At 42.8% G+C, this 24,384-nt stretch carries 19 protein-coding genes; 14 read left to right on the plus strand and 5 right to left on the minus strand.

Annotated elements, in window-relative coordinates:
* Positions 1-12: 12 nt before the first annotated feature.
* From ACFX4I_RS05660 to ACFX4I_RS05675, 4 genes are all read right to left on the minus strand, one after another.
* The gene (locus tag ACFX4I_RS05660; RefSeq protein WP_230300222.1) at positions 13-1,476 is read right to left on the minus strand and encodes an alpha-amylase; all 1,464 of its coding nucleotides are present in this window, start codon (positions 1,474-1,476) and stop codon (positions 13-15) included.
* Positions 1,477-2,046: 570 nt separating this feature from the next.
* A complete protein-coding gene (locus tag ACFX4I_RS05665; protein ID WP_377419582.1) occupies positions 2,047-3,786 on the minus strand; it encodes a CotH kinase family protein in 1,740 nt (579 codons plus the stop codon).
* Positions 3,787-3,855: 69 nt separating this feature from the next.
* Positions 3,856-4,551 carry a DUF4956 domain-containing protein gene (locus ACFX4I_RS05670; protein ID WP_309519584.1) on the minus strand — a complete coding sequence of 232 codons (696 nt, stop codon included), beginning with the start codon at positions 4,549-4,551 and terminating at the stop codon, positions 3,856-3,858.
* A 34-nt stretch (positions 4,552-4,585) separates the two neighbouring features.
* Complete coding sequence (locus ACFX4I_RS05675) at positions 4,586-5,269, minus strand: polyphosphate polymerase domain-containing protein (protein WP_377419584.1); 684 nt, start codon at positions 5,267-5,269, stop codon at positions 4,586-4,588.
* A 258-nt stretch (positions 5,270-5,527) separates the two neighbouring features.
* On the opposite strand from ACFX4I_RS05675, the gene ACFX4I_RS05680 reads away from it, so the two are divergent.
* The 12 genes from ACFX4I_RS05680 to rbsB all read left to right on the plus strand — a co-directional run bounded on the left by ACFX4I_RS05680 (position 5,528) and on the right by rbsB (position 20,344).
* A complete protein-coding gene (locus ACFX4I_RS05680; protein WP_230300226.1) occupies positions 5,528-6,880 on the plus strand; it encodes an aspartate aminotransferase family protein in 1,353 nt (450 codons plus the stop codon).
* Positions 6,881-6,887: 7 nt separating this feature from the next.
* Positions 6,888-8,396, plus strand: coding sequence for a pyridoxal phosphate-dependent decarboxylase family protein (locus ACFX4I_RS05685; protein ID WP_377419586.1), 1,509 nt, complete (start codon positions 6,888-6,890; stop codon positions 8,394-8,396).
* A 2-nt stretch (positions 8,397-8,398) separates the two neighbouring features.
* Positions 8,399-10,195 carry an IucA/IucC family protein gene (locus ACFX4I_RS05690; protein ID WP_377419588.1) on the plus strand — a complete coding sequence of 599 codons (1,797 nt, stop codon included), beginning with the start codon at positions 8,399-8,401 and terminating at the stop codon, positions 10,193-10,195.
* A complete protein-coding gene (locus ACFX4I_RS05695) occupies positions 10,185-10,769 on the plus strand; it encodes a GNAT family N-acetyltransferase (RefSeq protein ID WP_230300229.1) in 585 nt (194 codons plus the stop codon). Before ACFX4I_RS05690 ends, ACFX4I_RS05695 begins: the two co-directional genes overlap by 11 nt.
* Positions 10,744-12,072: a lysine N(6)-hydroxylase/L-ornithine N(5)-oxygenase family protein gene (locus ACFX4I_RS05700; protein ID WP_230300230.1), complete on the plus strand. Its 1,329-nt coding sequence runs from the start codon at positions 10,744-10,746 to the stop codon at positions 12,070-12,072. Before ACFX4I_RS05695 ends, ACFX4I_RS05700 begins: the two co-directional genes overlap by 26 nt.
* A 32-nt stretch (positions 12,073-12,104) precedes the next feature.
* The gene (locus tag ACFX4I_RS05705) at positions 12,105-13,916 is read left to right on the plus strand and encodes an IucA/IucC family protein (protein ID WP_377419590.1); all 1,812 of its coding nucleotides are present in this window, start codon (positions 12,105-12,107) and stop codon (positions 13,914-13,916) included.
* Positions 13,917-14,705: 789 nt separating this feature from the next.
* Positions 14,706-15,692 carry a LacI family DNA-binding transcriptional regulator gene (locus ACFX4I_RS05710; protein WP_377419592.1) on the plus strand — a complete coding sequence of 329 codons (987 nt, stop codon included), beginning with the start codon at positions 14,706-14,708 and terminating at the stop codon, positions 15,690-15,692.
* Entirely contained in the window at positions 15,689-16,573 is an 885-nt protein-coding gene (gene rbsK / locus ACFX4I_RS05715; RefSeq protein ID WP_230300234.1) for a ribokinase, read from the plus strand. Before ACFX4I_RS05710 ends, rbsK begins: the two co-directional genes overlap by 4 nt.
* Positions 16,570-16,962 carry a D-ribose pyranase gene (gene rbsD / locus ACFX4I_RS05720; protein ID WP_230300235.1) on the plus strand — a complete coding sequence of 131 codons (393 nt, stop codon included), beginning with the start codon at positions 16,570-16,572 and terminating at the stop codon, positions 16,960-16,962. The genes rbsK and rbsD overlap by 4 nt, the downstream gene beginning before the upstream one ends.
* Positions 16,963-16,980: 18 nt before the next feature.
* Positions 16,981-18,462, plus strand: coding sequence for a sugar ABC transporter ATP-binding protein (locus ACFX4I_RS05725; RefSeq protein WP_230300236.1), 1,482 nt, complete (start codon positions 16,981-16,983; stop codon positions 18,460-18,462).
* A gap of 1 nt (position 18,463) precedes the next feature.
* Positions 18,464-19,408 carry an ABC transporter permease gene (locus tag ACFX4I_RS05730; protein WP_230300237.1) on the plus strand — a complete coding sequence of 315 codons (945 nt, stop codon included), beginning with the start codon at positions 18,464-18,466 and terminating at the stop codon, positions 19,406-19,408.
* 15 nt (positions 19,409-19,423) lie between these two features.
* A complete protein-coding gene (rbsB, locus tag ACFX4I_RS05735) occupies positions 19,424-20,344 on the plus strand; it encodes a ribose ABC transporter substrate-binding protein RbsB (RefSeq protein ID WP_377419595.1) in 921 nt (306 codons plus the stop codon).
* Positions 20,345-20,534: 190 nt separating this feature from the next.
* Here the strand turns inward: rbsB and gdhA are convergent, their stop codons facing one another.
* On the minus strand, positions 20,535-21,917 hold the full coding sequence (gene gdhA, locus ACFX4I_RS05740; RefSeq protein ID WP_377419597.1) for an NADP-specific glutamate dehydrogenase: 1,383 nt from the start codon (positions 21,915-21,917) through the stop codon (positions 20,535-20,537).
* A 148-nt stretch (positions 21,918-22,065) separates the two neighbouring features.
* Here gdhA and gltC point away from each other — a divergent pair, with 148 nt between their 5' ends.
* Entirely contained in the window at positions 22,066-22,968 is a 903-nt protein-coding gene (gltC, locus tag ACFX4I_RS05745; protein WP_230300240.1) for a glutamate biosynthesis transcriptional regulator GltC, read from the plus strand.
* Positions 22,969-23,374: 406 nt separating this feature from the next.
* On the plus strand, positions 23,375-24,367 hold the full coding sequence (locus ACFX4I_RS05750; RefSeq protein ID WP_230300326.1) for a PTS sugar transporter subunit IIC: 993 nt from the start codon (positions 23,375-23,377) through the stop codon (positions 24,365-24,367).
* Positions 24,368-24,384 lie beyond the last annotated feature (17 nt).

Here is a 24,384-nt window from a genome sequence, read left to right on the forward strand (position 1 = left end):
GCTTATCCCTTTTTAGAGCGGATTATTCAAGGCCCATACCGATACACTTTTCCCATGAACGGGAAAGGTCGCGAAACCATCTTCTTCAATGGTGATGTGGTCGTCTCTATGACAAGTTAAATCACTCCAGATTTCACCGGCACGATGCTCACCGACGAACATCCTTTTTTCACTGTTGTGATCTCCATTCGAAATTATGACGGCGCACCCCGAGCCTTCTAGCTCTTCAACTCCGTGCCGGACCCAGCCTATCGTATTTGGATCATCAAAGTAGTCAGTCTGTTCCCCGTAGGCTTTTTCATACCTAGCATATAAGAGGCGATCTAGAATGTCCTTTTTCCCAGGCACCGGAGAAGGCCCGCCAATTCCATAATAGTCCCCGTAAAAGACACATGGATAACCGCAAAGTCTAAGCAAGGTAAGTGCATATGCCGATGGTTTGAACCAGTCCTTTACCCAAGATTCCAGTGACTCATGAGGCTGGGAGTCATGGTTGTCGACAAAAGTGACAGCCTGTGCCGGATTGGTTTGGACGAGGGTATCATCAAAAATGGTTGAGAGGTCGAAGTCAGTTCCTGCGTTTGAGGCCTCATGAAATTTATAATGCAGGGAAACATCGAACAAGTTGAGGTCATGATTGGTTTGCTCTAAGTAAGTTTGACAAGCTTTAACATCCGCCTTCCAAAATTCTCCGACCATGAAGAAATGTTCCTTTGTATAAGGAATGAGTTCTTGGAGAAATTCATTGATGAATTCATAATCGATATGTTTAACGGCGTCCAAACGAAAACCATCACACTTTAACGTATCAACCATCCATTTTCCCCAGCTAATCATTTCCTGACGAACTTCCGGCAGGCTGTAATCGATGTTGGCAAACATTAAATAATCATAGTTTCCGAATTCATCGATGACATGCTGATTCCAATGCTTGTTTTCGCCTGTGATTCGATATACACCCATTTTGTCGTTTTCGGCATCATAGTCTGTACCATTAAAATGAGTATGGTTCCACTTAAAATCAGAGTATTTATTTTTACGGCCTGGAAAATCGAATTTTGTCCAGCCTTCCATTTCAAATGGTTCTGAGATATCTTCCATCCGGTTTTCTGGATTGACTTCAATCACTTCAAATTTTTCGGTTCCATCGGCTCCTGCTTTATGGTTCATGACTAAATCGATATAAACGCAAAGTCCGTAGTTATGACAGGTGGCTATTGCTTGCAGTAATTCATCTTTGGTCCCGTATTTGGTACGAACTGTTCCTTTTTGGTCAAATTCCCCCAAATCGTATCCGTCGTATATTCCATATCCATTATCCCCAACGGATTGCCCTTTGGTAACTGGCGGAAGCCAAACGCAGTCAATTCCTATATCCTTCAACTTGGAGGCTGCAAATTTCAATCTCTCCCAATGAGAACCATCTGCCTCTAGATGCCACTCAAAAAATTGCATCATCGTATGATTTCTTTTCATCCGTTCCCCCCCTGACACCGACCCGTTTTTAACAAAAGTGAAACTGTACGATCGGATAAAGTAATAATGGAAATCTTTACCCCCTAAATTCAAATGATAAACAAGTGAACAACCCTCTTGATTGAGGTTCATTCCCCTCTCTATTTTACTATTTTATACCAAATGAGGGTATTTTATATAGATTAGCAGATAAAAATTAATAAATGTGGAGGAATAGCCCGGAAAAGGCTTTACGCCAATAAAAGGTATCCCGAATATTTTGGGATACCTCAGACTATAGATAATTCGAAGAAAAGTGTTTGCCTACAGTTTCCTTTAAAAAACGTTCAAGGTGTTTTCAGAAATCCGCTTCCGTTCCACCGACTGTCTGCCAAGCCTCCTCACCGCAAGCGCCTGTTGGGTCTTTGCTGGCCAGTTATTTTGCAGGAGTGCCGCAAATTTTTTCAATCTAGTAGGGTTTCAAACAACAGTAAAAAAACATTAGTATACCCTAGACTTAATCATGTTTTGGGATGGAACCATTCCAAACCCCCTTTTTGCACCTTTTTTTAAATGGGAGGGGGAAAGTCTTTATCCTTTTTTACCTCTTCGTTTAAAGAAGTGGGCGAAAGCCAGTGCACCTAATAATAAGATTAGGAGCACGGAAGATAGAATGATCATATCTTTGGAGGAGCTACTGTTACCTGCCCCCTTTTGGCCCATGTTCCCGTTTATACCAGGAGGTGCCCCATTCCCGCCGCGGTCCATGTCAGGGGGCCGCATGGCAGCCCCATTCTCGCCGCCGCCCATGTTTGGTGGTTGCTGGCCTGCATTTGCGTCATCGCCCATATTAGGAGCTCCGCTGCCCATACCGCTTTCTGTCTCGGCGTCCACAACCAGGTCTCCAGAAAGCTGCGCCAAGATGGATTCAGCACGTTGGACAGCGAAGTCAACCAGGGTTTCCTCGCCTGACGTTGCTTCCGTATACTCGTCCATTGTATAAAACTTGGTCGGATCCTTTTTCACATATGGTGTGATTAATGTGGAAATTTCAGTGGTCATTGCTGTCATATTTTCTTCAGAGAAAAAATCTGTGGCAATGTCGTCCAGATAATCATAATATTTTTCACGATACCCGTCGTTGGAAAGCAGGGCATTCAATAAAGGGCGATCTTCAAGGGCCGTACCTGAAACAGGTTCGGTAATGCTGAAGTTGATATTATTTTCATTCATGAAATTCGAACTCATATCCATCATTCCGCCACCGTTCATATTCGGTGCTTCTCCAAGGAGTTCCGTGTCATCCTGCTTATCAGCATCGTCGTTACTCTCAGCCGTCGCTCCATCTTTTTGGTCAGCGGCCACTTCATTTTTATTTTCTTGATCGGATACGCCCGCCTGTCGCCCTCCGCCTCCGGAAAAGCCTCCAAATGACATATTATAGTCCCAGGGAAGCATGGAAAAGACTCCATTTTCTTCATATAGATAGTAGTTATGCTTTAATGTGCCTTGATAATGATCGAGGTTGACGAGTGCCGTATTTGCTGCAAAGTAGCGTAATGTTTCATCCACATCCAAGACTTCTTCCAAATCCCCGCCATTATTGATAGCATCAAGCATCTTGATCATGGCATCTTGATCAGAATTTTCATTTGTTTTTAAGTTCAACCCTGTATAATCATCAATATCATCACTAATCCACTTTAAATCACTTCCGGTGCCATCAGGATAATAAAGGTCACCGTTGCCAGATGGAAAGTTATTATTCAAAAATGTTTCATTAATAGATTCAACGCCTACATACAAGCCCCATTCTTTTCCGTTGATGGTCACGTACATATAGGAATGTCCAGGAGTTGCTATGCCCATCTTTTCCATTAGCTCATATGAAAGGTACTCCCTCATATACGTGGGATCACTATAATTATTATTTAAATCGAATTCTTTCAGGCCGTGTAAATTTTGATCTGTCTGATAGTAATTAAAATCTATATTCCAGCTGTAGCGTTCCGAATCTTCCATTTGGACAACAGAGTTTAAGGAAAGGTTTCCTTTGGTTCGAAACCCTACATTTTTAACTTTTTCCCCATTAATGGTCACATCGGATGCAACAACTTCCTTTTCAGAGGGGTTATCCAGGATGGAATCCAAATCCTCATCAGACAATGTTATATCCACGGTTGTCACCTTACTTTGGTCAAATACAGATTCTGTATAAGTATTTCCTTTAGTGGCTTTTTCAACTTGAAGATTGGGAAGAAAAAACATCACTGCTATAAAAATTATTATCAATAATCCACTGGTCGCAACAACATATCTTGTTTTTAACATGCCAAGGCTCCTTCCTCCTTTTGTCTTATATAGAGGGGTGGGCATGGATTTTTATGTCCGCCATCTATCTTAAGCAGTGAAGTTGCCATCATAACTTAACATGATGGCAGAGTGAACGCTGTTCATGTCCTTGACTTGATTTATGAATTCCGCATTATTATCTTTTAATCGAATTTCATATGTCACTTCGAGGTTATTATCCGCCATGACGGATTTCGATTTGACGGAATGCTTTTTCACCTGTTTGGATATCATTTCTTCTAACGTTTTTTCAATTGATGCATCTGAATATTTAACGATTAATAAAAATGGATTTTCAACAGTGATCCGATTGGCAAATATGAGCATCACAATGCCTATTAAAATGGCACCTATGATAACCAGCGGAATTAGTCCTGCCCCGCATAAAATCCCGGATGCCGCTGCCCAGAATAGGAAGACCAAGTCCATGGGATCTTTGATGGGCGTTCTGAATCGTACGATGGAGAGGGCACCGACCATACCAAGGGAGATAACGATATTAGTTGATATGCCCATGATGATCAAAGCCGTGGCCATTGTCATGACGATGAGGGATATATTGAAATTGTGTGAGTACATCACACCGGAAAAGGTCTTCTTATATATGACGTAAATGAACAATCCGATGGCAAATGCCAACAGTAATCCAATTAGGGAGTCAATGATTGAAAAACTCTCGGTCTTGTCCAAAAAGCTTGATTTGAAAATATCATTAAAAGTGGTGCTGGTTGTCGTCGTATCCATTTTCTATTCCTCCAAATTTTATGTGTTTGTGCAATCAGCCGTATCTTCTGCTTAATTGGTATTTTGAAAAAGCTGTTTTTCTAGTATCGATGATGGATAACAAATGTTTGATGATATCCGGAAGAAATTCGTCAAACTTTATTTCCAGGATGACACAATCTGGGTCTAAAGCATCGACCACGATTAATTCGGGATTCAGGAAGTCCGTATCCCGATAGCTCGTTTTCACATTACTGTCAAAGGTGACCCGCACATTTCCGTACTCATAGATGAATACCTCCCTTTCATAGTCAACGACGGTTGTCGGCTTGATTTGGAAAAGGGTCATTTGAATGTATAAGTCCCTGAGGATATCCCTTGAATCCTCGGACATCCAATCTATATCCCCTGAACGAATCCGTTCGTATTCTCTAGCAGAAAGCCTGCACTTCTGTTTATAGGTAAGGTTATTCCGCTTACTCTTTTTTTCTAGATTGATGAAATTGGCGTTATGATCATAAAGTCTAGCCCTGAACTTATCCCTGTGATAGAACCCCTCTGTTTTTTGCCGCAGGATTTTATTGTCAAAGTTGTCGAAATATACACTTCGAATTAAATATTTCCCATCAAGCCCATGGGGATCAAGCCTCATGAAGTTTTGCAAACTTTTTCTTAATAAATGACAATCCGCTTTGGTGATTGCATGTTTGAGTTCCCGCCTTCCCTTTAAACCGTTCATTGTCGTTCCTCCTTTTCCATGATTTCTGACTGCGTTTTAGCTTATAAACGGAATCTTAATAAAACCTTAAGAACATTTTTTATATTCAATAGATAAATAGAGAATAGGCCCCAGTTTTAACCTTTTCTTAATTTTATTGGAATTTAATTGAAGAAAAATGAGTGGATTTACTCATTGAGAATAATTATCATTATCAGTAAAATGAATTCCATGATAATGATAATTATTCTCAATTAATTCAATACATGGAGGTTCACTATGGTAACGGACACGCTTACAAAAAATGATCAACTATTGGAACAACAAAATACAAGGGAATCAAATGCCCGATCATATCCTAGAAGATTACCCATGGCGATCGATCAAGCGGAGGGAATTTACTTAACAGACATGGATGGAAAACGATATATTGATTTTCTTGCGGGGGCTGGAACATTAGCGCTTGGACACAATCATCCGGCAGTGCTAGAAGCAATGGAAAAAATTCTTAAGGACAAGCGTCCTTTGCATACATTGGACTTTACGACGCCGATCAAAGAGCAGTTCATCGATGAAATTTTTGAATGCCTGCCTGAGGAATTCAGGAAGAATGCAAAAATTCAATTCTGTGGTCCTACTGGCGGAGACGCCATTGAGGCAGCACTTAAACTGGTAAAAACAGCGACAGGCAATAGAAGCATTTTATCCTTCCAAGGAGCTTACCACGGGGCAACCCATGCAACCATGTCAATCAGCGGCAATACAAAACCAAAGGAAAAAATACAAGGGTTAATCCCAGATGTACAGTTCCTGCCGTATCCCTATCAATATCGCTGTCCCTTTGGAATAGGCGGAGAAGAAAGCCATAAAATCAGCAGCCAGTATATCGAAAATCTATTGAATGATCCCGAATCCGGAGTATTGCCACCTGCAGGAATGATTTTAGAGGCAGTACAAGGTGAGGGAGGCTCCATTCCAGCTCCAATTCCATGGCTTAAGGAAATCAGGAGAATAACAAAAGAGAAGGGCATTCCGCTAATTATCGACGAAGTTCAATCAGGTATTGGCCGTACAGGGAAAATGTTTGCCTTTGAACATGCAGGAATCGTTCCTGATGTTCTTGTACTATCCAAAGCAATAGGCGGAAGTCTTCCATTATCGGTGGTGATTTATAACAAAGAGCTTGACCTATGGTCACCAGGTGCACATATCGGTACGTTCCGCGGAAATCAAATGGCAATGGCAGCAGGAACAGCTACTTTAAAATACATGAAAGAGACGAATCTTGTGGAGCATGCCGCTAAAATGGGAGAAATCTTAAAGGATATTCTTAAAGATTTGCAAAAAGATATGAAGCAGATCGGTGATGTCAGGGGCCGGGGATTAATGGTCGGTGTGGAAATGATCAATCATGAAGAACCGCAAAATGCGAATGGAAGCCATCCTGCTAATTCGCAACTTGCCAGTGCCATTCAACAGGAATGCTTTCAAAGAGGGTTGATACTGGAAGTTGGCGGCAGACATGGTAGTGTAGTGAGGTTCTTGCCTCCATTGATTGTAACGGAATCCCAGCTTCGCGAAGCCACTGCAATTTTTGAACAAGCTGTTCGTGCAGCTGTTGCAAGAGGGTGAATGATCAATGATCGAAATGATAAATAAAACGGATTTTGCTTATTCCCGATTGTTCTTGAATAACGAAGAAGGTTTCAATAACTACAGCCAGTCATTAAAAATCATTGAAAAAAAGCTGACGGACTTTTTAAAAGGGAACGATTCACCATACTCAGGGAAAAAACCTTATGAAATCGAAGCAAGATTAAGCGAGCTGACCCTCGCTTCTCCAAAAGGGACGACAATGGAAGCAATAGCTGATGAGCTGGCGGAGTTTGTTATTAATGACAGCATCAATGTGCACAGCCCCACTTGTATCGGACATTTGCATTGCCCGACATTAATACCTGCCGTGGCTGCCGAAATGATTATCGGTACGTTGAATCAATCCATGGATTCATGGGATCAAAGCTCGGCTGCTACCTTCGTTGAAGAGCGTTTAATAGATTGGCTGTGCAGCCAGGTGGGGTTACCTGAACAAGCGGATGGGATTTTCACAAGCGGTGGAACCCAATCTAATTATATGGGTCTGCTATTGGCGAGGGACGCTTATTGTAAGCGTTTCTGGGGTGTTGATGTTCAGCAGCAGGGCTTGCCGGCCGAGGCGGAAAAATTGCGGATCTTATGCTCCGAGGCTGCCCACTTTACGGTTCGTAAATCAGCAGCACAGCTGGGACTTGGTGAACAGGCTGTAGTCACGATTAAAGCGGATTCAAATCACCGTCTGTCCATGGCAGAATTAAATCAACAATTGCAGCTTTTAGAGGAACAGGGTTTACTGCCATTTGCCATTGTTGCAACTTGTGGAACAACGGATTTCGGTTCAATCGATCCATTACACGAATTGTCCGAAGCTGCAAGGGAAAATGGGATATGGCTGCATGTGGACGCCGCATATGGAGGCGCGATGATTTTAAGTAAGGATTACAAAAAGTTAATCAGCGGAATTGAACGGGCCGACTCGATTACGGTTGATTTTCACAAATTATTCTATCAACCCATCAGTTGTGGTGCTTTTCTTGTCTCTGACAGCAACTCATTTCAATATATCCAGCATCACGCCGATTACTTGAATCCACAGGAAGATGAAGCGGAGGGCATGGTTCATTTAGTCAATAAATCGGTTCAAACGACGAGAAGGTTCGACGCATTGAAACTCTGGATGTCATTGAAGGTCGTTGGACTGGATTCCTTTGCCGAAATGATCGACTATACTTGTCACCTTGCCCGTGAAGTGGCTGTGAAGATCGATAAAGAGGAAGGATTCACAGTATTGAATAAAGACCCTGAATTGAACGCGGTTGTATTCCGTTATAATCCCGAGGGACAAAGTGATCAGTTAGTAAATCTATTAAATAAACAGATTCAGCAAGAATTACTGAAAAGCGGACGGGCATTTTTAGCAAAAACGCGTTTTGAAGGACAGGTATATTTAAAAATGACACTATTGAATCCAATGACAAGGCTTGAACACATAGAGGAAATTTTGGACGAAATACGCGTATTGGGTGAAATGTTCAAGATGATGGAGGAATGAAGATGAATGGTAAGCAAATAGCTGAAAGGGCGACGATGCAAAGCTTTCTGAATTGTTATTTCCGGGAAACCGGAAATTGCAGTTTAGAAGAAACGAAGAACTGGCCTGATTTGGAGGGTTCTATTCCGGATTCATTATTAGTCAGTAATCTCTTATCCCAAGATATTGCATTGCTAGTTCCATTGAAATATTGGTCGGAAACGGGGCGTCATATTTTTACCTTCCCGATTTACTACCAAAATGCATCCAAACAAGTACGTGAATTAGATTATGTGACGATGGTCTCGATTGTTTCTAAAGAATTATTGAATGAGCAGGGCAGGACGGATAGTGAAGATGAATTGATGCTGCGTGTCATCCTTAGCAGCCAAAATATTCAACGGTATGTTGAAGCCAGGACGGAAGACATTGATGCACTTCAAAGTCCTGATTTCACCTACATCGAAGCAGAGCAGTCGCTTTTATTCGGGCACTTGTTCCACCCGACGCCGAAAAGCAAGCAGGGCATTTCAGAAAAAGATGAATGGGTCTATTCACCTGAATTAAAAGGGGAGTTTCAGCTGCACTACTTCCTGGCAGAACCTTCGATTGTCATCCAGGATTCCAGTGAAGTTCGATCGGCAAGTGAGATCATTAAACAGGAATTAGCCGGCGACTTGGAGATTTCCAGTGAATTCAGAGGGTGCCAAAAGGAAAGCCGATATATCATCATCCCGGCACATCCGCTCCAGGCAAAAGTGCTTATCGAAAAAGAAGAGGTCAAGAGGCTGATCGAGCAAGGGACACTAGTTTATGTAGGACCGCTTGGGAAAAAATTCACGGCCACCTCTTCATTTAGAACGGTGTATAATGCCACATCGAGATATATGTACAAATTTTCCGTTCCGGTTAAAATCACTAATTCCTTACGTGCAAACCTGCAAAAAGAATTAGATCGTGGTGTGGAAATTGCAAAATTAATAGATTCTAAAGTGGGCGACGATCTAAAAGAACGGCACCCCTCCTTCCGTATCATCAAGGACCCTGCTTACTTAACGATCAAAACAACCGAGCAAGAATCGGGATTCGATGTTGATATCCGGGAAAACCCTTTTTATGAAAACGATAAACAAGCAAGCCTGATTGCCGGCTTATGTCAGGATAATGCCTATGGTGCACCATCAAGGCTTGGAGCGATCATCCGCAAATTATCAGCAGAAGAAAACCGCAGTACCGAAGAAGTAAGTAAGGATTGGTTCAAAACTTATCTGTCAATGACATTGAAACCGATGCTTTGGCTTTTTGAAGAGTATGGAATTGTATTGGAAGCCCATCAACAAAATTCCATCATTCAACTTCAAGATGGTTATCCAGCCACTTTTTATTATCGTGATAATCAAGGGTATTACTATTGTGAGTCCAAAGTGGACAGGCTGCTGAAGATCTTGCCTGAACTAAGTGAAAAAAGCTTCACGATTTGTTCTGATGAAGTCGCTGAAGAAAGACTGCAATACTATTTCTTTTTTAATCACTTATTAGGCTTGATCAATAATTTTGGTACGGAAGGATTAGTATCAGAGAAAACCCTGTTACAGCTCGTTCAGGAACAACTTGAAACAAGCAGCAGGGAAAGCGGAGATGAAGGGTTGAATCGAGTTGTTGCAAGGTTGCTTAATGCCCGGGAATTATCTTGTAAGGCTAATTTACTGACGCGATTTCATGATATGGATGAGCTTGTTGGTTCACTTGAGACGCAATCCGTTTATACAACCATTGAAAATCCGTTCGCGCAGGGGGTTTTAGCCGTCCATGAAAAATAGTTATGAAGAAATGCTGAAGGACCGTAATCAACAGCTTTCATTTGTCAAAGTTGAATTTGAGAGGGATTTGGATACACTGCATAAATGGATGCATGAAGGTCATGTGATACCCTACTGGAATTTGAATTTCACAAAAGAAAAATTCGCCGTTCATTTAAAAAAGGCATTGGCTGATACACACCAAGCACTCTATTTAGGCTGCCTGGACTCCATTCCCATGAGCTATTGGGAATCGTATTGGGTAAAAGGCGATATCATCGAAGATTATTATGAATCCGAAGAGGGAGACCAAGGCATACATTTACTCATAGGTGATCCGGATTATCTAGGAAAAGGACTGGCTTTGCCATTTTTACGTGCAATGGTGAAATATCAACTGCTTTCTGCAAAAACAAAAAAAGTGATGGCTGAACCGGATATTCGAAATGCAAAGATGATTTACTTATTTGAAAAGTGCGGGTTTACCCCAATTAAAGAAATTGAGCTCCCTGATAAAACTGCATTGCTTATGTCATGTACACGGGAGAATTTCGAGAGGAAGTGGAAGTATGGAGAAGCAACAATCTATCTATGACCTGGTAGGGATAGGGATAGGTCCCTTCAATCTTGGACTTGCGGCCCTTTTGGAGAAAACCCCGGAGTTGAATGCCGTCTTTTTTGAGAAAAAGCGGGAATTTAATTGGCATGAAGGGATGCTGTTGGAAGGGACAACTCTGCAGGTACCGTTCTTTGCAGATCTAGTTAGCATGGCAGATGTGACAAGCCCATATAGTTATCTGAATTATTTACAGCAGCATGATCGGCTGTATCATTTCTACTTTCTTGAAAAATTCTTGATTCCACGAAAAGAATATAACGACTATTGCCGCTGGGCTGCCCATCAACTTGATAGCTGCCGTTTCGGAAAAGCGGTGGAGGCGGTTGAATATATAGGGGATCAAGGTGAACCCTGCTATCAAATCAGTGTAAGGGATGCACAAACACAAAAGATCGAAGTCTATTATAGCCGTCATGTAGTCATGGGAATTGGCAGCGCCCCGACTGTTCCAGCGGCCTTTCATCCTTATATGGGAGAGAGCATCCTGCATTCGGCCGATTATTTACGGAATAAAGAAAATGTCTTAAAGAAAAAATCCGTAACGGTTGTCGGGTCTGGACAGAGTGCAGCCGAGGTCTTTCTGGATCTGCTTAATGAGCAGGAGGAAAATGGCTACCAGCTAAACTGGTATACAAGATCCAAGGGATTTTTCCCTATGGAATATTCAAAACTCGGTTTGGAATACTTCACTCCGGATTACCTTGATTTCTTTTATCGGCTGCCACAGGAAACGAAGGATGAAATCCTGCCGAAACAGGATTTATTGTATAAAGGGATCAGTGCTACGACAATTGCAGCAATTTTTGACAAGATGTATGAAAAATCGATTGGAAATGCCGAACTTTCCATTGAACTTCGGGCCATGACGGAAGTTGCGGAAGTTACCCCCGCCGACAATGGCTGGAGATTGAAATGCCGACAGTGGGTGGAAGATAGCGAATTTGGTGTGGACACAGAAGCGATCGTTTTTGGAACGGGCTATAAATCAACCCTTCCGGCATTCCTTGAAACCATGGAGGACCATTTAGTTCGCGATGGCTTGGGGCGTCTTGCGATAACGAAAGACTATCGGGTAGGAACGGCCATCCCTACACCGAATCACCTTTTCATTCAAAATGGCGAGATACATACACATGGTGTGGGTGCTCCGGATCTAGGCTTAGGGGCATTCCGAAATTCGATTATCATCAATCAATTGGCAGGTAAAGAAGTTTATCCATCCGAGCCAAAGGGTGCATTTCAGTCATTCCGTGTAAAAACACCCGTCATGGCTTATTAAGAGAAGGGAAGGGAAGGGAAGGGGAGAATTATATGCAGTTCATAAATGAAGTGGAACAGGCGGTTTCAGAAAATAATTGGTCGATAGTAAACCAAAACCTGCTGGCCAAGATGATTTCTGAGTATATGTATGAAGATATGATCCATCCAGCTGTTCTGAACGAAAATGCAGCCGGAAACCTATATGAGTTAAAGATAAATGAGGGGAAATCTTATCAATTTTTGGCGTCGCCCCGTCTTTTTGACAGCTATGAAGTGCAAGGCGAATCGATCCAGGTAAGTGAAAAGGAAGGTTTTACACAGGCCAATGATGCCATTCAATTCATTCTAGACATCCAGCCATTAATTGGGATGACTGCAGAAACAACAGGACATTTAATCAAAGAATTCCACCATACGCTGCTTGCGGATCTCCAATTGCTATCCAAACCTGAACAAGATGCAGATGATTTAGTCGAACTGGATTATGCATTACTTGAAGGTGAAATGAGCGGTCACCCTTGGATTGCTTATAACAAGGGAAGAATCGGTTTCGGTTATGATGATTATTTGAAGTTCGCTCCAGAAAACCAGAAAGAAGTTCAGTTATCTTGGATTGCCGTCCATAAAACGAGGGGTGAGTTCAATTCAGTCGAAACGTTATCCTATAAGCAGTTGATGGAGAATGAACTGGATGGGGAAACCCAAAAATCATTTGCAAAGATATTGACGGAAAAAGGGCTGAACGCAGAAAACTATTACTATCTCCCAGTCCATGAATGGCAGTGGAAGAATGTAATCATCCAGAACTTTACCGATGACTTGGCCAAAGGGCTGATCGTAGCTTTGGGAAATGGTCCTGATAAGTATCTGCCGCAACAATCCATCCGGACATTCGTTAATGTATCGAATAAGGATAAACACCACGTCAAGCTGCCGATGAGCATTTTAAATACGCTGGTCTACCGTGGATTGCCAGCTGAACGTACGGTCATTGCCCCAAAAATCACAACGTATATAAAGAAGATTTATGAAAATGATTCATTCTTGAAAGAACAATGCAAAGTTGTGCTTCCTGGTGAAGTGGCCAGTTTAAATGTTGATCACCCGTATTATTCCAAACTAGAGAATGTACCCTATCAATATTTAGAGATGCTGGGTGGTATTTGGAGAGAGAGCATATACAGTTATATGGAAGAAGGCGAAAAGCCCATTACGTTTGCGTCTCTTTTACATGTGGACAGCAAAGGGAAACCATATGTAGAAAGCCTTATTGAAAAATCGGGATTGACTGCAGAAGCCTGGACAGCTCAATTATTCGACGTCATTCTATCACCATTACTACATTTTATTTATCAATATGGATTGGTCTTCTCGCCGCATGGTCAAAATACCATTTTAGTTTTGAAGGATTACAAGCCTCACCGTTTGGCCATCAAGGATTTTGTAGATGATGTGAACGTCAGTGATCAGCCGCTTCCTGAATTAAGCAGCCTTCCTGACGATTTAAGGAAAGTACTAAGAAGTGAGACTCCCGAGGGGCTGGTTCAATTCATTTTCACGGGACTATTCATCTGTCATTTCCGATACTTGTCAACCCTTTTGATGAAGAGGTCCCTTTTGGATGAGAATGCTTTTTGGGAAGGCGTCGCTCAAACAATCCTTACACATCAGAAAAAGTTCCCTATGTTACAGGATCGTTTCGATACATTCAATTTCTTTGCGCCAAAATTAACGAAACTCTGCCTGAATAGAAATCGGATGCTTCAATATGGTTATAGCGATGGTGAAGATCGCCCGCATGCATCTGAGTTTGGGCATGTGAATAATGCCCTTTATGAAAAGTTACCTGCAAAAACGCTATAAAGTTAAACTGGCTCACACTTTTGGGCCAGTTTTCTTATGGTTTTAACAATTAGACCGTTGATTTCCGCTCCAGGCACTCGCTTTCCGCGGGCGGTCGGGGATCCTCCTCGGCTGCGCCTGCGGGGTCTCCCTTAGACGCGCTTTTCCCGCAGGAGTCTCGTACCTTCCACTCCAATCAGCTTTGTCATTAAATAGATAGAAACCATATCTAAAGAGCTGAAGGTGTTAATATGTGTTCCGACCCTCTTTCCACGTATGGCTTTTACAATTAGACCGTTGATTTCCGCTCCAGGCACTCGCTTTCCGCGGGCGGTCGGGGATCCTCCTCGGCTGCGCCTGCAGGGTCTCCCTTAGACGCGCTTTTCCCGCAGGAGTCTCGTACCTTCCCTCCAATCAGCTTTGTCATTAAATAGATAGAAACCATATCTAAAGAGCTGAAGGTGTTAATATGTATTCCGACCCTCTTTCCACGTATGGCTTTAACAATTAGACCGTTGATTTCCGCTCCAGGCACTCGCTTTCCGCGGGCGGTCCGCCCTTGGCTTGCGCCTGCGGGGTCTCCCCTAGACACGCTTTTCCCGCAGGAGTCTCGTACACCCGTTCCAATCAACTTTGTTATTAAATTTATAGAGCGATAATGGTTAACAAATATACGCATAAAAAAGGATTATGTTATCCTCTTTGGGTCGAATTTCTTAAAAAATATCTTTGGAATATGGCTTGCCGTTCATATAAATTGGTGATAAGCTATTGTGTAAACGGTTACACAAAATTATTGAGGGTGATATTTTGGCAACTATTCGGGATGTGGCAAAGGAAAGTGGGGTTTCCGTGGCAACGGTTTCCAGAGTTATGAATGGCAGTGGCTATGCACATGAGGATACAAAAAAGGCGGTCATGGCAGCTGTTGAAAAATTAAATTATAAACCGAATGAAGTGGCAAGATCCCTCTACAAACGGAAATCCAAATTGGTTGGTTTGATTTTACCGGACATTACGAATCCCTTCTTCCCAGAAATGGCAAGAGGTGTCGAGGATTATCTGCAGAAATTTGGTTATCGGTTAATTTTTGGAAATAGCGATGAAAAGAGAGATAAAGAAATAGAATATATTGACACTTTTCTGCAAAATAATGTAGTGGGCATGATTGCTTCAACTAGTGAAGAAGCCAATGAAAATTTCGATAATCTGGATATTCCAGTAGTCCTTCTCGACCGTACGGGAGAGAAATTACCAGCTGTTTATTCCGATCAAAAGACAGGCGGTAAGCTGGCAGCACGCGTATTGCTGGATAGAGGCAGTACGAATATCGTCCTCATTAGGGGACCAGTCGAAATAAAGCCTGTATATGAACGGTACATGGCAGCATTGGAAGAATTGAAACAAGCAAAAGTGAACGTGCAAGTCATGGATTCATCCCTAACACTTCAGGGCGGCCAAACTTGTGTGGGACAGCTGTTCGAGCAATATCCGGAAACAGATGGAATCATTGCTTGTAATGATATTGTTGCAGCCGCCGCACTTCAAGAGATCTTAAAACGGGGAATACGGATACCGGAAGACATACAATTGATCGGTTATGATGATATCGCCTTCACAGCGTTATTACACCCGCCGTTATCGACAATTCGGCAGCCAGCCTATGAGATGGGGGCACAAGCGGCGGAAATGCTAATTAAAAGGATCAATCAAGAAAAAATGGAAGTAACACATAAAAAGCTCCCTGTTTCTTTTGTGGAGAGACAAACAACGAGAAGGAAGGCGGAGAAGGCATGATTAGAATTGCAGTAGTGGGAAGTTCTTCAATGGACTTAGTGGTGACATCAGCCAAGCGGCCAATGGCCGGGGAAACGGTTTTAGGAGAGTCCTTTATCACGGTTCCTGGAGGAAAGGGAGCCAATCAGGCTGTTGCAGCGGCACGTCTTGGTGCACAAGTGTCGATGGTTGGATGTGTAGGAGATGATGTCTATGGAGAGATCATCTTAGAAAACCTGAAAAAAAATCATGTAAATACGGAGTATGTGGAACCGGTTACAGGTTCCGCATCCGGGACAGCACACATTACCCTTTCGGAAGGAGATAACAGCATTATTGTCGTAAAAGGTGCGAATGATTTCATTACTCCCGAATATGTAAAAAAGGCGAAAAAGGTGATAGAGGAATCGGATATCGTGATGGTTCAGCAGGAAATACCTGAGGAAACCGTGGAATATCTGGCTGAATTGTGCAACACGCTTCAAAAGAGATTACTATTGAACCCAGCTCCCGCCCGCATGCTAAGCGAGGCTGTCATTCAACAGGCGTCATTCCTTACTCCGAATGAACATGAATTCGAGATACTATTCAATGGGAGAGATAGAAGGAAAGTCTTGACTGAATATCCCAATAAATTATTCATTACCGAAGGAAAAAATGGCGTCCGTTATTTTGACGGACATGAAGAAAAGGTTGTTCCAAGCTTTGAAGTGGAAGCTGTGGATACAACAGGCGCAGGGGATACATTCAATGCTGCCTTTGCCGTGGCTGTTGCAGAAGGAAAAAGTTTTGACGAATGCTTGTTATTCGCGAACCGGGCAGCCTCCATTTCCGTGACGAAGTTAGGCGCCCAAGGTGGCATGCCGCAAAGGTCAGAGGTCGAGAGGGGCTTTGAAGCATGAAACGTCAAGGAATCATCAATAGTTCAATAGCCAAGGTCCTAGCAGACCTTGGTCATACCGATTATATTGTCGTAGGTGATGCCGGGCTGCCGGTGCCACCGGGAGTTTGCAAGATAGATTTAGCATTGACGCCTGGAACACCATCATTTCAAGATGTCGTCCGGGCGGTTCACGAAGATATGGTTGTTGAAAAAGTTATCGCTGCCACAGAAGTGAAAGTTAAAAACCCGGAACAGCATCAATACATGGAGCAGCAATTCGGAGCAGCGATTGAATATGTTTCCCATGAGGATTTTAAAAGGCTGACAAGTAACGCGAAAGCGATAATCCGGACCGGGGAGACGACGCCATATTCAAATTGCATATTGCAGTCTGGAGTATTCTTTTAAAGAAATGAGATGATGAGCATGCAAATCGAAATGCACAATATTTATAAAGCATTTGGTCAAAACAAGGTATTGGAAGGTGTTCATTTTTCTTTAGAGGCTGGGGAAGTACATGCACTAATGGGGGAAAATGGTGCGGGGAAATCAACCTTGATGAACATTTTGACCGGGCTGCATAAACAAGATCAAGGAACGATTGAGATTAACGGTAAAGAAACCTCATTCAAGGATTCGAAGGAAGCGGAAGAGGCGGGAATGGCCTTTATCCGTCAGGAATTGAATATTTGGCCGGAAATGACCGTGCTGGAGAATCTATTTATCGGCAGGGAAATGGTGAATGCCTTCGGTGTCCTGAAGACGAAACAAATGAAAGCGCGTGCAAACGAGATTTTTAAAACACTTAATATTTCCCTTCCTTTTGATAAGGAAGCCGGATTTTGTTCTGTCGGGGAACAGCAAATGATTGAAATTGCCAAGGCGCTCATGACGGATGCCGAAGTCATCATCATGGACGAGCCCACAGCCGCTTTAACTGATAGGGAAATAGAGAAGCTCTTTGAAGTGATGAAGGGACTTACCAAAAAGGGAGTATCGCTTGTTTACATTTCTCACCGAATGGAAGAAATATTCGCCATTTGTGACAGGATCACCGTAATGCGTGACGGAAAAACAGTCGATACGAAAAGAATTGCAAATACAAATTTCGATGAAGTCGTTCAAAAAATGGTCGGGCGGGAGCTGGAGGATCGTTTTCCTCATCGTGAAGCGAATCCTGGCGACATAGTCCTTGATGTAAATGGTTTAACTAAAAAGGGGCTTTTTGAAGATATCCATTTCGCGGTTCGGCAAGGTGAGATTGTCGGTGTAGCCGGATTGATGGGAGCAGGCAGAACAGAAATAATGCGCGCCCTTTTTGGTGTCGACCAAATAGACAGCGGTGAAATTACCATTGAAGGCAAGAAAGTTTCCATACGAAAACCAACGGATGCAGTTCGGCACGGCCTGGCGTTCATTACGGAAAATCGTAAAGAAGAGGGGTTGATCCTGGACTTTTCTGTAAGGGAAAATATCGGCTTGCCGAATCTCAAGAGTTTTGCTCCTAACGGAATCGTAAAAACGGAAGATGAGATGAACTTTGCCGAAATGATGATTAAGCGACTTCACGTAAAGACTTCTTCTGCTGAAACGGTCATCGGCAATCTATCCGGAGGAAATCAACAAAAAGTGGTAATAGCCAAATGGATCGGCACTTCCCCTAAAGTTTTAATTATGGATGAACCGACCCGGGGCATAGATGTTGGTGCAAAACGTGAAATTTACGAGTTGATGAATGAATTGACGGAGCGAGGCATCGCCATCATCATGGTTTCGTCAGAACTTCCCGAAATCATTGGAATGAGTGATAGAATCCTTGTGGTTCACGAAGGTGAGATTGCTGGGGAATTGTTAAGGCAGGAAGCGACGCAAGAAAAAATTATGGCAATGGCGACAGGAGGGAACTAGGATGAAACTTGAGGATACAGGGAAAAGCGGGATTTGGCAGAAATTTGGTCCGTTACTCGCGCTGGTACTTTTATTTATCGTAATAACCGTTTTAAATCCATCATTCATGGAACCGAATAATATTTTGAATTTATTGCGTCAAACCTCCATCAATGCACTTATTGCATTTGGAATGACCTTTATCATATTGACAGGTGGCATCGACTTGTCCGTCGGTTCCATTTTAGCTCTATCCAGCGCACTTATGGCTGGTATGATGGTCTCGGGATTAGATCCGATTTTAGCAATATTAGTAGGCATTCTACTAGGTGCAATAATGGGTGTAATCAATGGGATTCTCGTTTCAAAAGGAAAAATGGCACCTTTCATCGTGACACTGGCCACCATGACGATTTTTCGAGGATTAACGCTTGTGTATACGGATGGAAAGCCGATTACTGGAATTGGCGATTCTGTAATGTTCCAGATGCTTGGGAGAGGTTACTTCCTGGGAGTGCCAGTACCAGCCGTCGTGATGGTCATCGCATTCTTAATCCTATGGTTCCTGCTTCATAAAACATCCTTTGGCCGTAAAACATATGCCATTGGCGGAAATGAAAGGGCTTCCCGTATTTCGGGGATTAAAGTTGACCGAGTCAAGGTGGCCATATATGGTCTGGCCGGTACGATGGCAGCAATCGCTGGTGCCATTTTAACATCCCGTCTGAATTCGGCACAGCCGACGGCAGGCCAATCCTATGAAATGGATGCCATTGCAGCCGTGGTGCTTGGCGGAACGAGCCTTTCAGGCGGTAAAGGGCGGTTGTTCGGTACACTGGTGGGTGTCCTGATCATCGGTACCTTGAATAACGGCATGAATTTACTTGGTGTATCCTCTTTCTACCAGCAAGTGGTAAAAGGTGCAGTTATATTAATCGCGGTCTTACTTGACCGTAAAAAATCATAAGAAGAGGTGTAATCAATGAAAAAAATAGTATCGATCATCATGGTTCTTTCTTTAATGGTCTTAGCTGCCTGTTCAATGGATTCTGGTTTAACAGATGATAAAAAAGAAAAGAAAGACTCCATGAAAGACGTGAAAGTCGGAGTCAGCATCTCTACTTTAAACAACCCATTCTTCGTTTCCTTAAAAGATGGCATTGAAAAAGAAGCAAAAGAAAAAGGCATGAAAGTCACAGTTGTTGACGCCCAAGATGATACGGCAAAACAAATTAGCGGAATTGAAGATTTAATCCTTCAAAAGGTTGATGTCCTTCTTGTGAATCCTACTGACTCTGCGGCAATATCTTCAGCCGTTCAATCAGCAAATGAAGCGGGCATCCCCGTTATCACGATTGACCGCTCTTCAGACGAAGGCGACATCGAAACGTTCATCGCTTCCGACAATGTGTCTGGCGGGGAAATGGCTGCAGAATATCTAGTTAAAGAGCTTGGCGAAAAAGCGAAAGTAGTGGAGCTTGAAGGGGTATCCGGAGCATCTGCAACTCGTGAACGAGGGAAAGGTTTCCACAATATTGCGGACAAGCAGTTAGATGTCCTGACAAGCCAAACGGCGGAATTCGACCGGACAAAAGGGCTTAACGTCATGGAAAATATCCTGCAAGGCAATAAAGACATCCAAGCGGTATTCGCCCATAATGATGAAATGGCACTAGGAGCCATTGAAGCAATCAAGGCAGCAGGAAAAGACATCATCGTGGTTGGTTTTGACGGAAATGATGATGCATTGAAAGCAGTTGAAAACGGTGAACTAAAAGCTACAATCGCCCAACAACCGGAACTTATCGGTGAAGAAGCGGTTAATGCGGCTGAAAAAATCTTAAAAGGCGACAAAGTGGACGACACAATATCCGTTCCATTGAAATTGGTCACAAAAGAATGATTGCTCCCAAACAAAAGGAGTGCCGGAACTTTTCCGGCACTCTTTTTGTAGTATTAAAAAAATGTTTTAATCTCATTGATGTTATCTGAGTGTGGATATTCAGCTTGAATTGATATGAATAAGAGAGTAAAAGAAAGTGAGTTCACTCTTAAGGCGGCCCATCGGAACCGCGTCTTAAATCAACTGATTGCTAGAGTATACCTTGAGTCAGCATAGCATCCGCCACTTTAAGGAATCCGGCAATATTGGCCCCAACAACTAAGTTGCCAGGCGCACCATATGCTTCTGCAGCCTCTACACTGTTTTTATAAATGTTTTTCATGATCTCATGGAGCTTGGCATCGACATCTTCAAAAGTCCAAGGCATTCTGGCACTGTTTTGGGCCATTTCGAGTGCAGACACGGCTACGCCGCCTGCATTGGCCGCTTTTGCTGGTCCAAAAAGGATGCCGTTATTAAGGAATACATCAATGGCCTCAAGGGTTGAAGGCATATTAGCACCCTCACCGACTGCCTTTACATTATTTTTGACCAGTAATTTTGCTGCTTCTTCATCGATTTCATTTTGTGTGGCACAAGGAAGTGCGATGTCACATGGTACAGACCAAATGCCGTAGCTTCCTTCATGGTATACAGCTTCCGGGTGGGCATCGATATACTCGCTCAATCGTTTTCGTTCCACTTCTTTTAGATGTCGAATTGTATCCAGGTTCAGACCATTTTCATCATATATATAGCCATTGGAATCGCTGCATGCAACAACTTTTGCCCCTAGCTGTGTAGCCTTTTCAATGGCATAAATGGATACATTGCCAGATCCGGAGATAACGACAGTGCTGCCATGGAATTGTAACCCTTTGTCTTTTAGCATTTCTTCGACAAAGTAAACCGTTCCATATCCAGTCGCTTCTGTACGGGCCAAGCTTCCGCCGTAACTTATGCCTTTACCAGTCAGAACACCAGCTTGGTAGCTGCCTTGCATCTTTTTATACTGACCGAACAAGTAACCGATCTCCCTTGCACCGACTCCGATATCACCAGCCGGTACATCTGTATCAGGTCCGATATAGCGAGCTAGTTCTGCCATGAAACTTTGGCAAAAACGCATGATTTCCGCGTCCGATTTTCCTTTTGGATCGAAGTCCGATCCGCCTTTTCCCCCACCAATCGGCTGGCCTGTAAGAGAGTTTTTAAAGATTTGCTCGAAACCAAGAAACTTTATGATGCTGGAATTTACAGTGGGATGGAATCGGAGACCGCCTTTGAATGGCCCGATTGCACTGTTGAATTGTACACGGAAACCACGGTTGACTTGAACATTTCCCAGGTCGTCAACCCAAGAGACACGGAAGGTGATCATTCTTTCGGGTTCAACCAGCCTTTCCAATATCCCGTTTTTCATATATTCAGGATGTTTCGCAAAAACGGGGACCAATGAAAGGAATATCTCCTTTACGGCTTGGTGGAATTCACTTTCGTGGGGATTACGCTCCTTTACCTGGGCGTATACTTGACTTACGAACTCTCTGGCATCTTGCAATTCCTCATGCTCGACTTCCTGTGATGTTGTCATTGTTCTCTCTCCTTTAGATAAAGTCATAAAATAGGGTAAGTCTATCGGTTTTTATGTGATACTTTCATGATATAATTTAAAAGTGAAACGAACAATCTGAATATTAGATAAATAACATGCTGTTTTGATATGAAAGAGGGAGCTTAGATTGGAATTAAGGCAAATCGAATATTTCATTGAAGTGGCAAAGCGTGAACATATGACGGAAGCGGCGGTGAACTTGCATGTTGCCCAGTCTGCTGTCAGTCGCCAAATTTACAATTTAGAAGAAGAGCTGGGCGTGCCCTTATTTTTCAGGGAAGGCCGAAAGATTAGATTGACGCCTATAGGACATACATTTTTATCTCATATGGAACAAGCTATGGATATAATCGATCGTGCCAAGCGCGAGATGGCTGAAAGCCTCGATCCAGAAAAAGGGACAATCCGCATTGGCTTTCCAAGCAGTTTAGCTTCTTATATATTGCCAAGGGTCATTTCCGACTTCAGGGAAAGTTATCCGCAGGCAAAATTCACATTGAAACAAGGTTCATATCGCTACCTAATAGATTCTGTGATAAAAGGTAACATAAACATGGCCTTGATCGGTCCTCTGCCGGTGAATGAAAAGAAAATCAAAGGTGAAACGCTATTTATTGAAAACTTAGTTGCCCTTTTACCAGAAAGCCATCCTTTGTCATGGAAGAAATCATTATCCTTAAATGAGCTTCAAGGAAACCCGTTCATCGTATATCCAAAGGGATATGTTTTAAGGGATCTCGTTATGAAAGCTTGCAAACTGCATGGCTTTGAACCGGAAGTGGCATTTGAAGGAAAGGACACAGATGCTATAAAAGGACTGGTGGCAGCAGGTCTGGGTATAACCTTGATTCCTGAGATTTCCTTGATTGATAGCTTGCCTCGTTTTACGGTTAAATTGCCGCTGGAGGATTCATCTGTAACCAGGGCTGTAGGGGTCATCGTTCCGACTGATAGGGAACTGATGCCAACGGAGAAATTGTTTTACCAATTTTTGAGGAACACTTTTGCAAAATTGGAAGGTTTTCAATAGAAATGAGATGGGTATCTATTAGAAAAGTCATAAATCCAGCTAGTGAGAGAATCCTTGAATCGGGTTCTTTTTTTTGGCCGCAAATGTATCGAAATATCTCCATGCAGCACATCCTTAAAAAGGATAATTTATTTTGAAATAATACTATATTTGTTTTTCTTGTATAAGAGTGTATTAAAACCTTATTTTTTGAAAACGCTTTTATTTTATTAGAATAAAAATACTCCTTACATTATCAGAAAATTCATGTTATTATACGAACAAACATTATAGGCAGCGGTGCGATATACTTAATAGGCTTTTTTAAAGGAAGACCTTTATTTTTTTGGTTTTATGAAATTGAATATTCTGATAATTAATAAGGAGTGGAGATAAAGTGAGCAGAAAAGAATACATCAGCGATCGAATGTACAGGGCATCTACAGGGATAGCCAACGCTGTTTTGGTTACATTAGGGATCGGGTTATTGTTTGAATCCATAGGGGGATATTTAGGTTGGGAGGTCTTCCTGGCAATAGGCGGGGCCGCAAAGGTCTTGCTGGCACCAGCTTTAGGAGCAGGCATCGCATATCAGCTAGGCGGAAATTCATTAATTATCTTTAGCGCCATGGCTTCAAGTGCTGTTGGGGGTGCTGCCATTCACAGAACTGCTGAGGGTGCTTTTACGATTGTTACAGGTCAGCCACTAAGTGCTGTCCTGGCAGCAGTAATTGCAACATATATAGGTAAGCGCCTAATCGGCAAAACGAAGTTGGACATCATGGCAATCCCGATGGGAGCAGTTCTTGTTGGTGGAGTTTCTGGATATGGCCTGGCTCTTGTCACCACTCCGCTCCTGACATGGATAAGCAGTCAAACCACCGCTGCGGTCGAGGGTTCTCCCTTAATCGGTTCCATGGTCATAGCCTTGGTATGGAGCATTTTATTGATGACACCGGCGTCTTCCGCTGCACTTGCGATCGCCCTGCAATTAGATCCCGTTTCCAGTGCTGCGGCTTTAATCGGATGTACCGTTCAGTTTGTCGGGTTCACTGTCATGTCTTATAAAGATAATGATATGGGAGGGTTCCTGGCACAGATGGTCGTGACGCCAAAAGTGCAATTCCCTAACTTAATCAAAAAACCATTATATGTAATTCCGCCTTTTGTGGCGGCAATCATCTGTGCGCCTATCGCTACCTTGGCATTCAATTTTCAAGTACCGTATGAGCTTGGAGGTATGGGGTTAAGTTCAATGATTGCCCCGATTGCCATCATAACAGGTCAGGGGTTGTACACGTTCCTGGTTTATGTGGCAGTGGGTATGGTATTGCCAGCTGTGATCACACTTGCCTTACATCGGGTGCTGAAGATGATGGGTAAAGTTAAACCAGGCGATCTTCATTTGGAAGTTTCATAATCAAAGTTTTCTTAGAA

It is taken from the genome of Peribacillus sp. YIM B13472, assembly GCF_042788005.1.
GTDB classification, from domain to species: Bacteria; Bacillota; Bacilli; order Bacillales; family DSM-1321; genus Peribacillus; species Peribacillus simplex_E.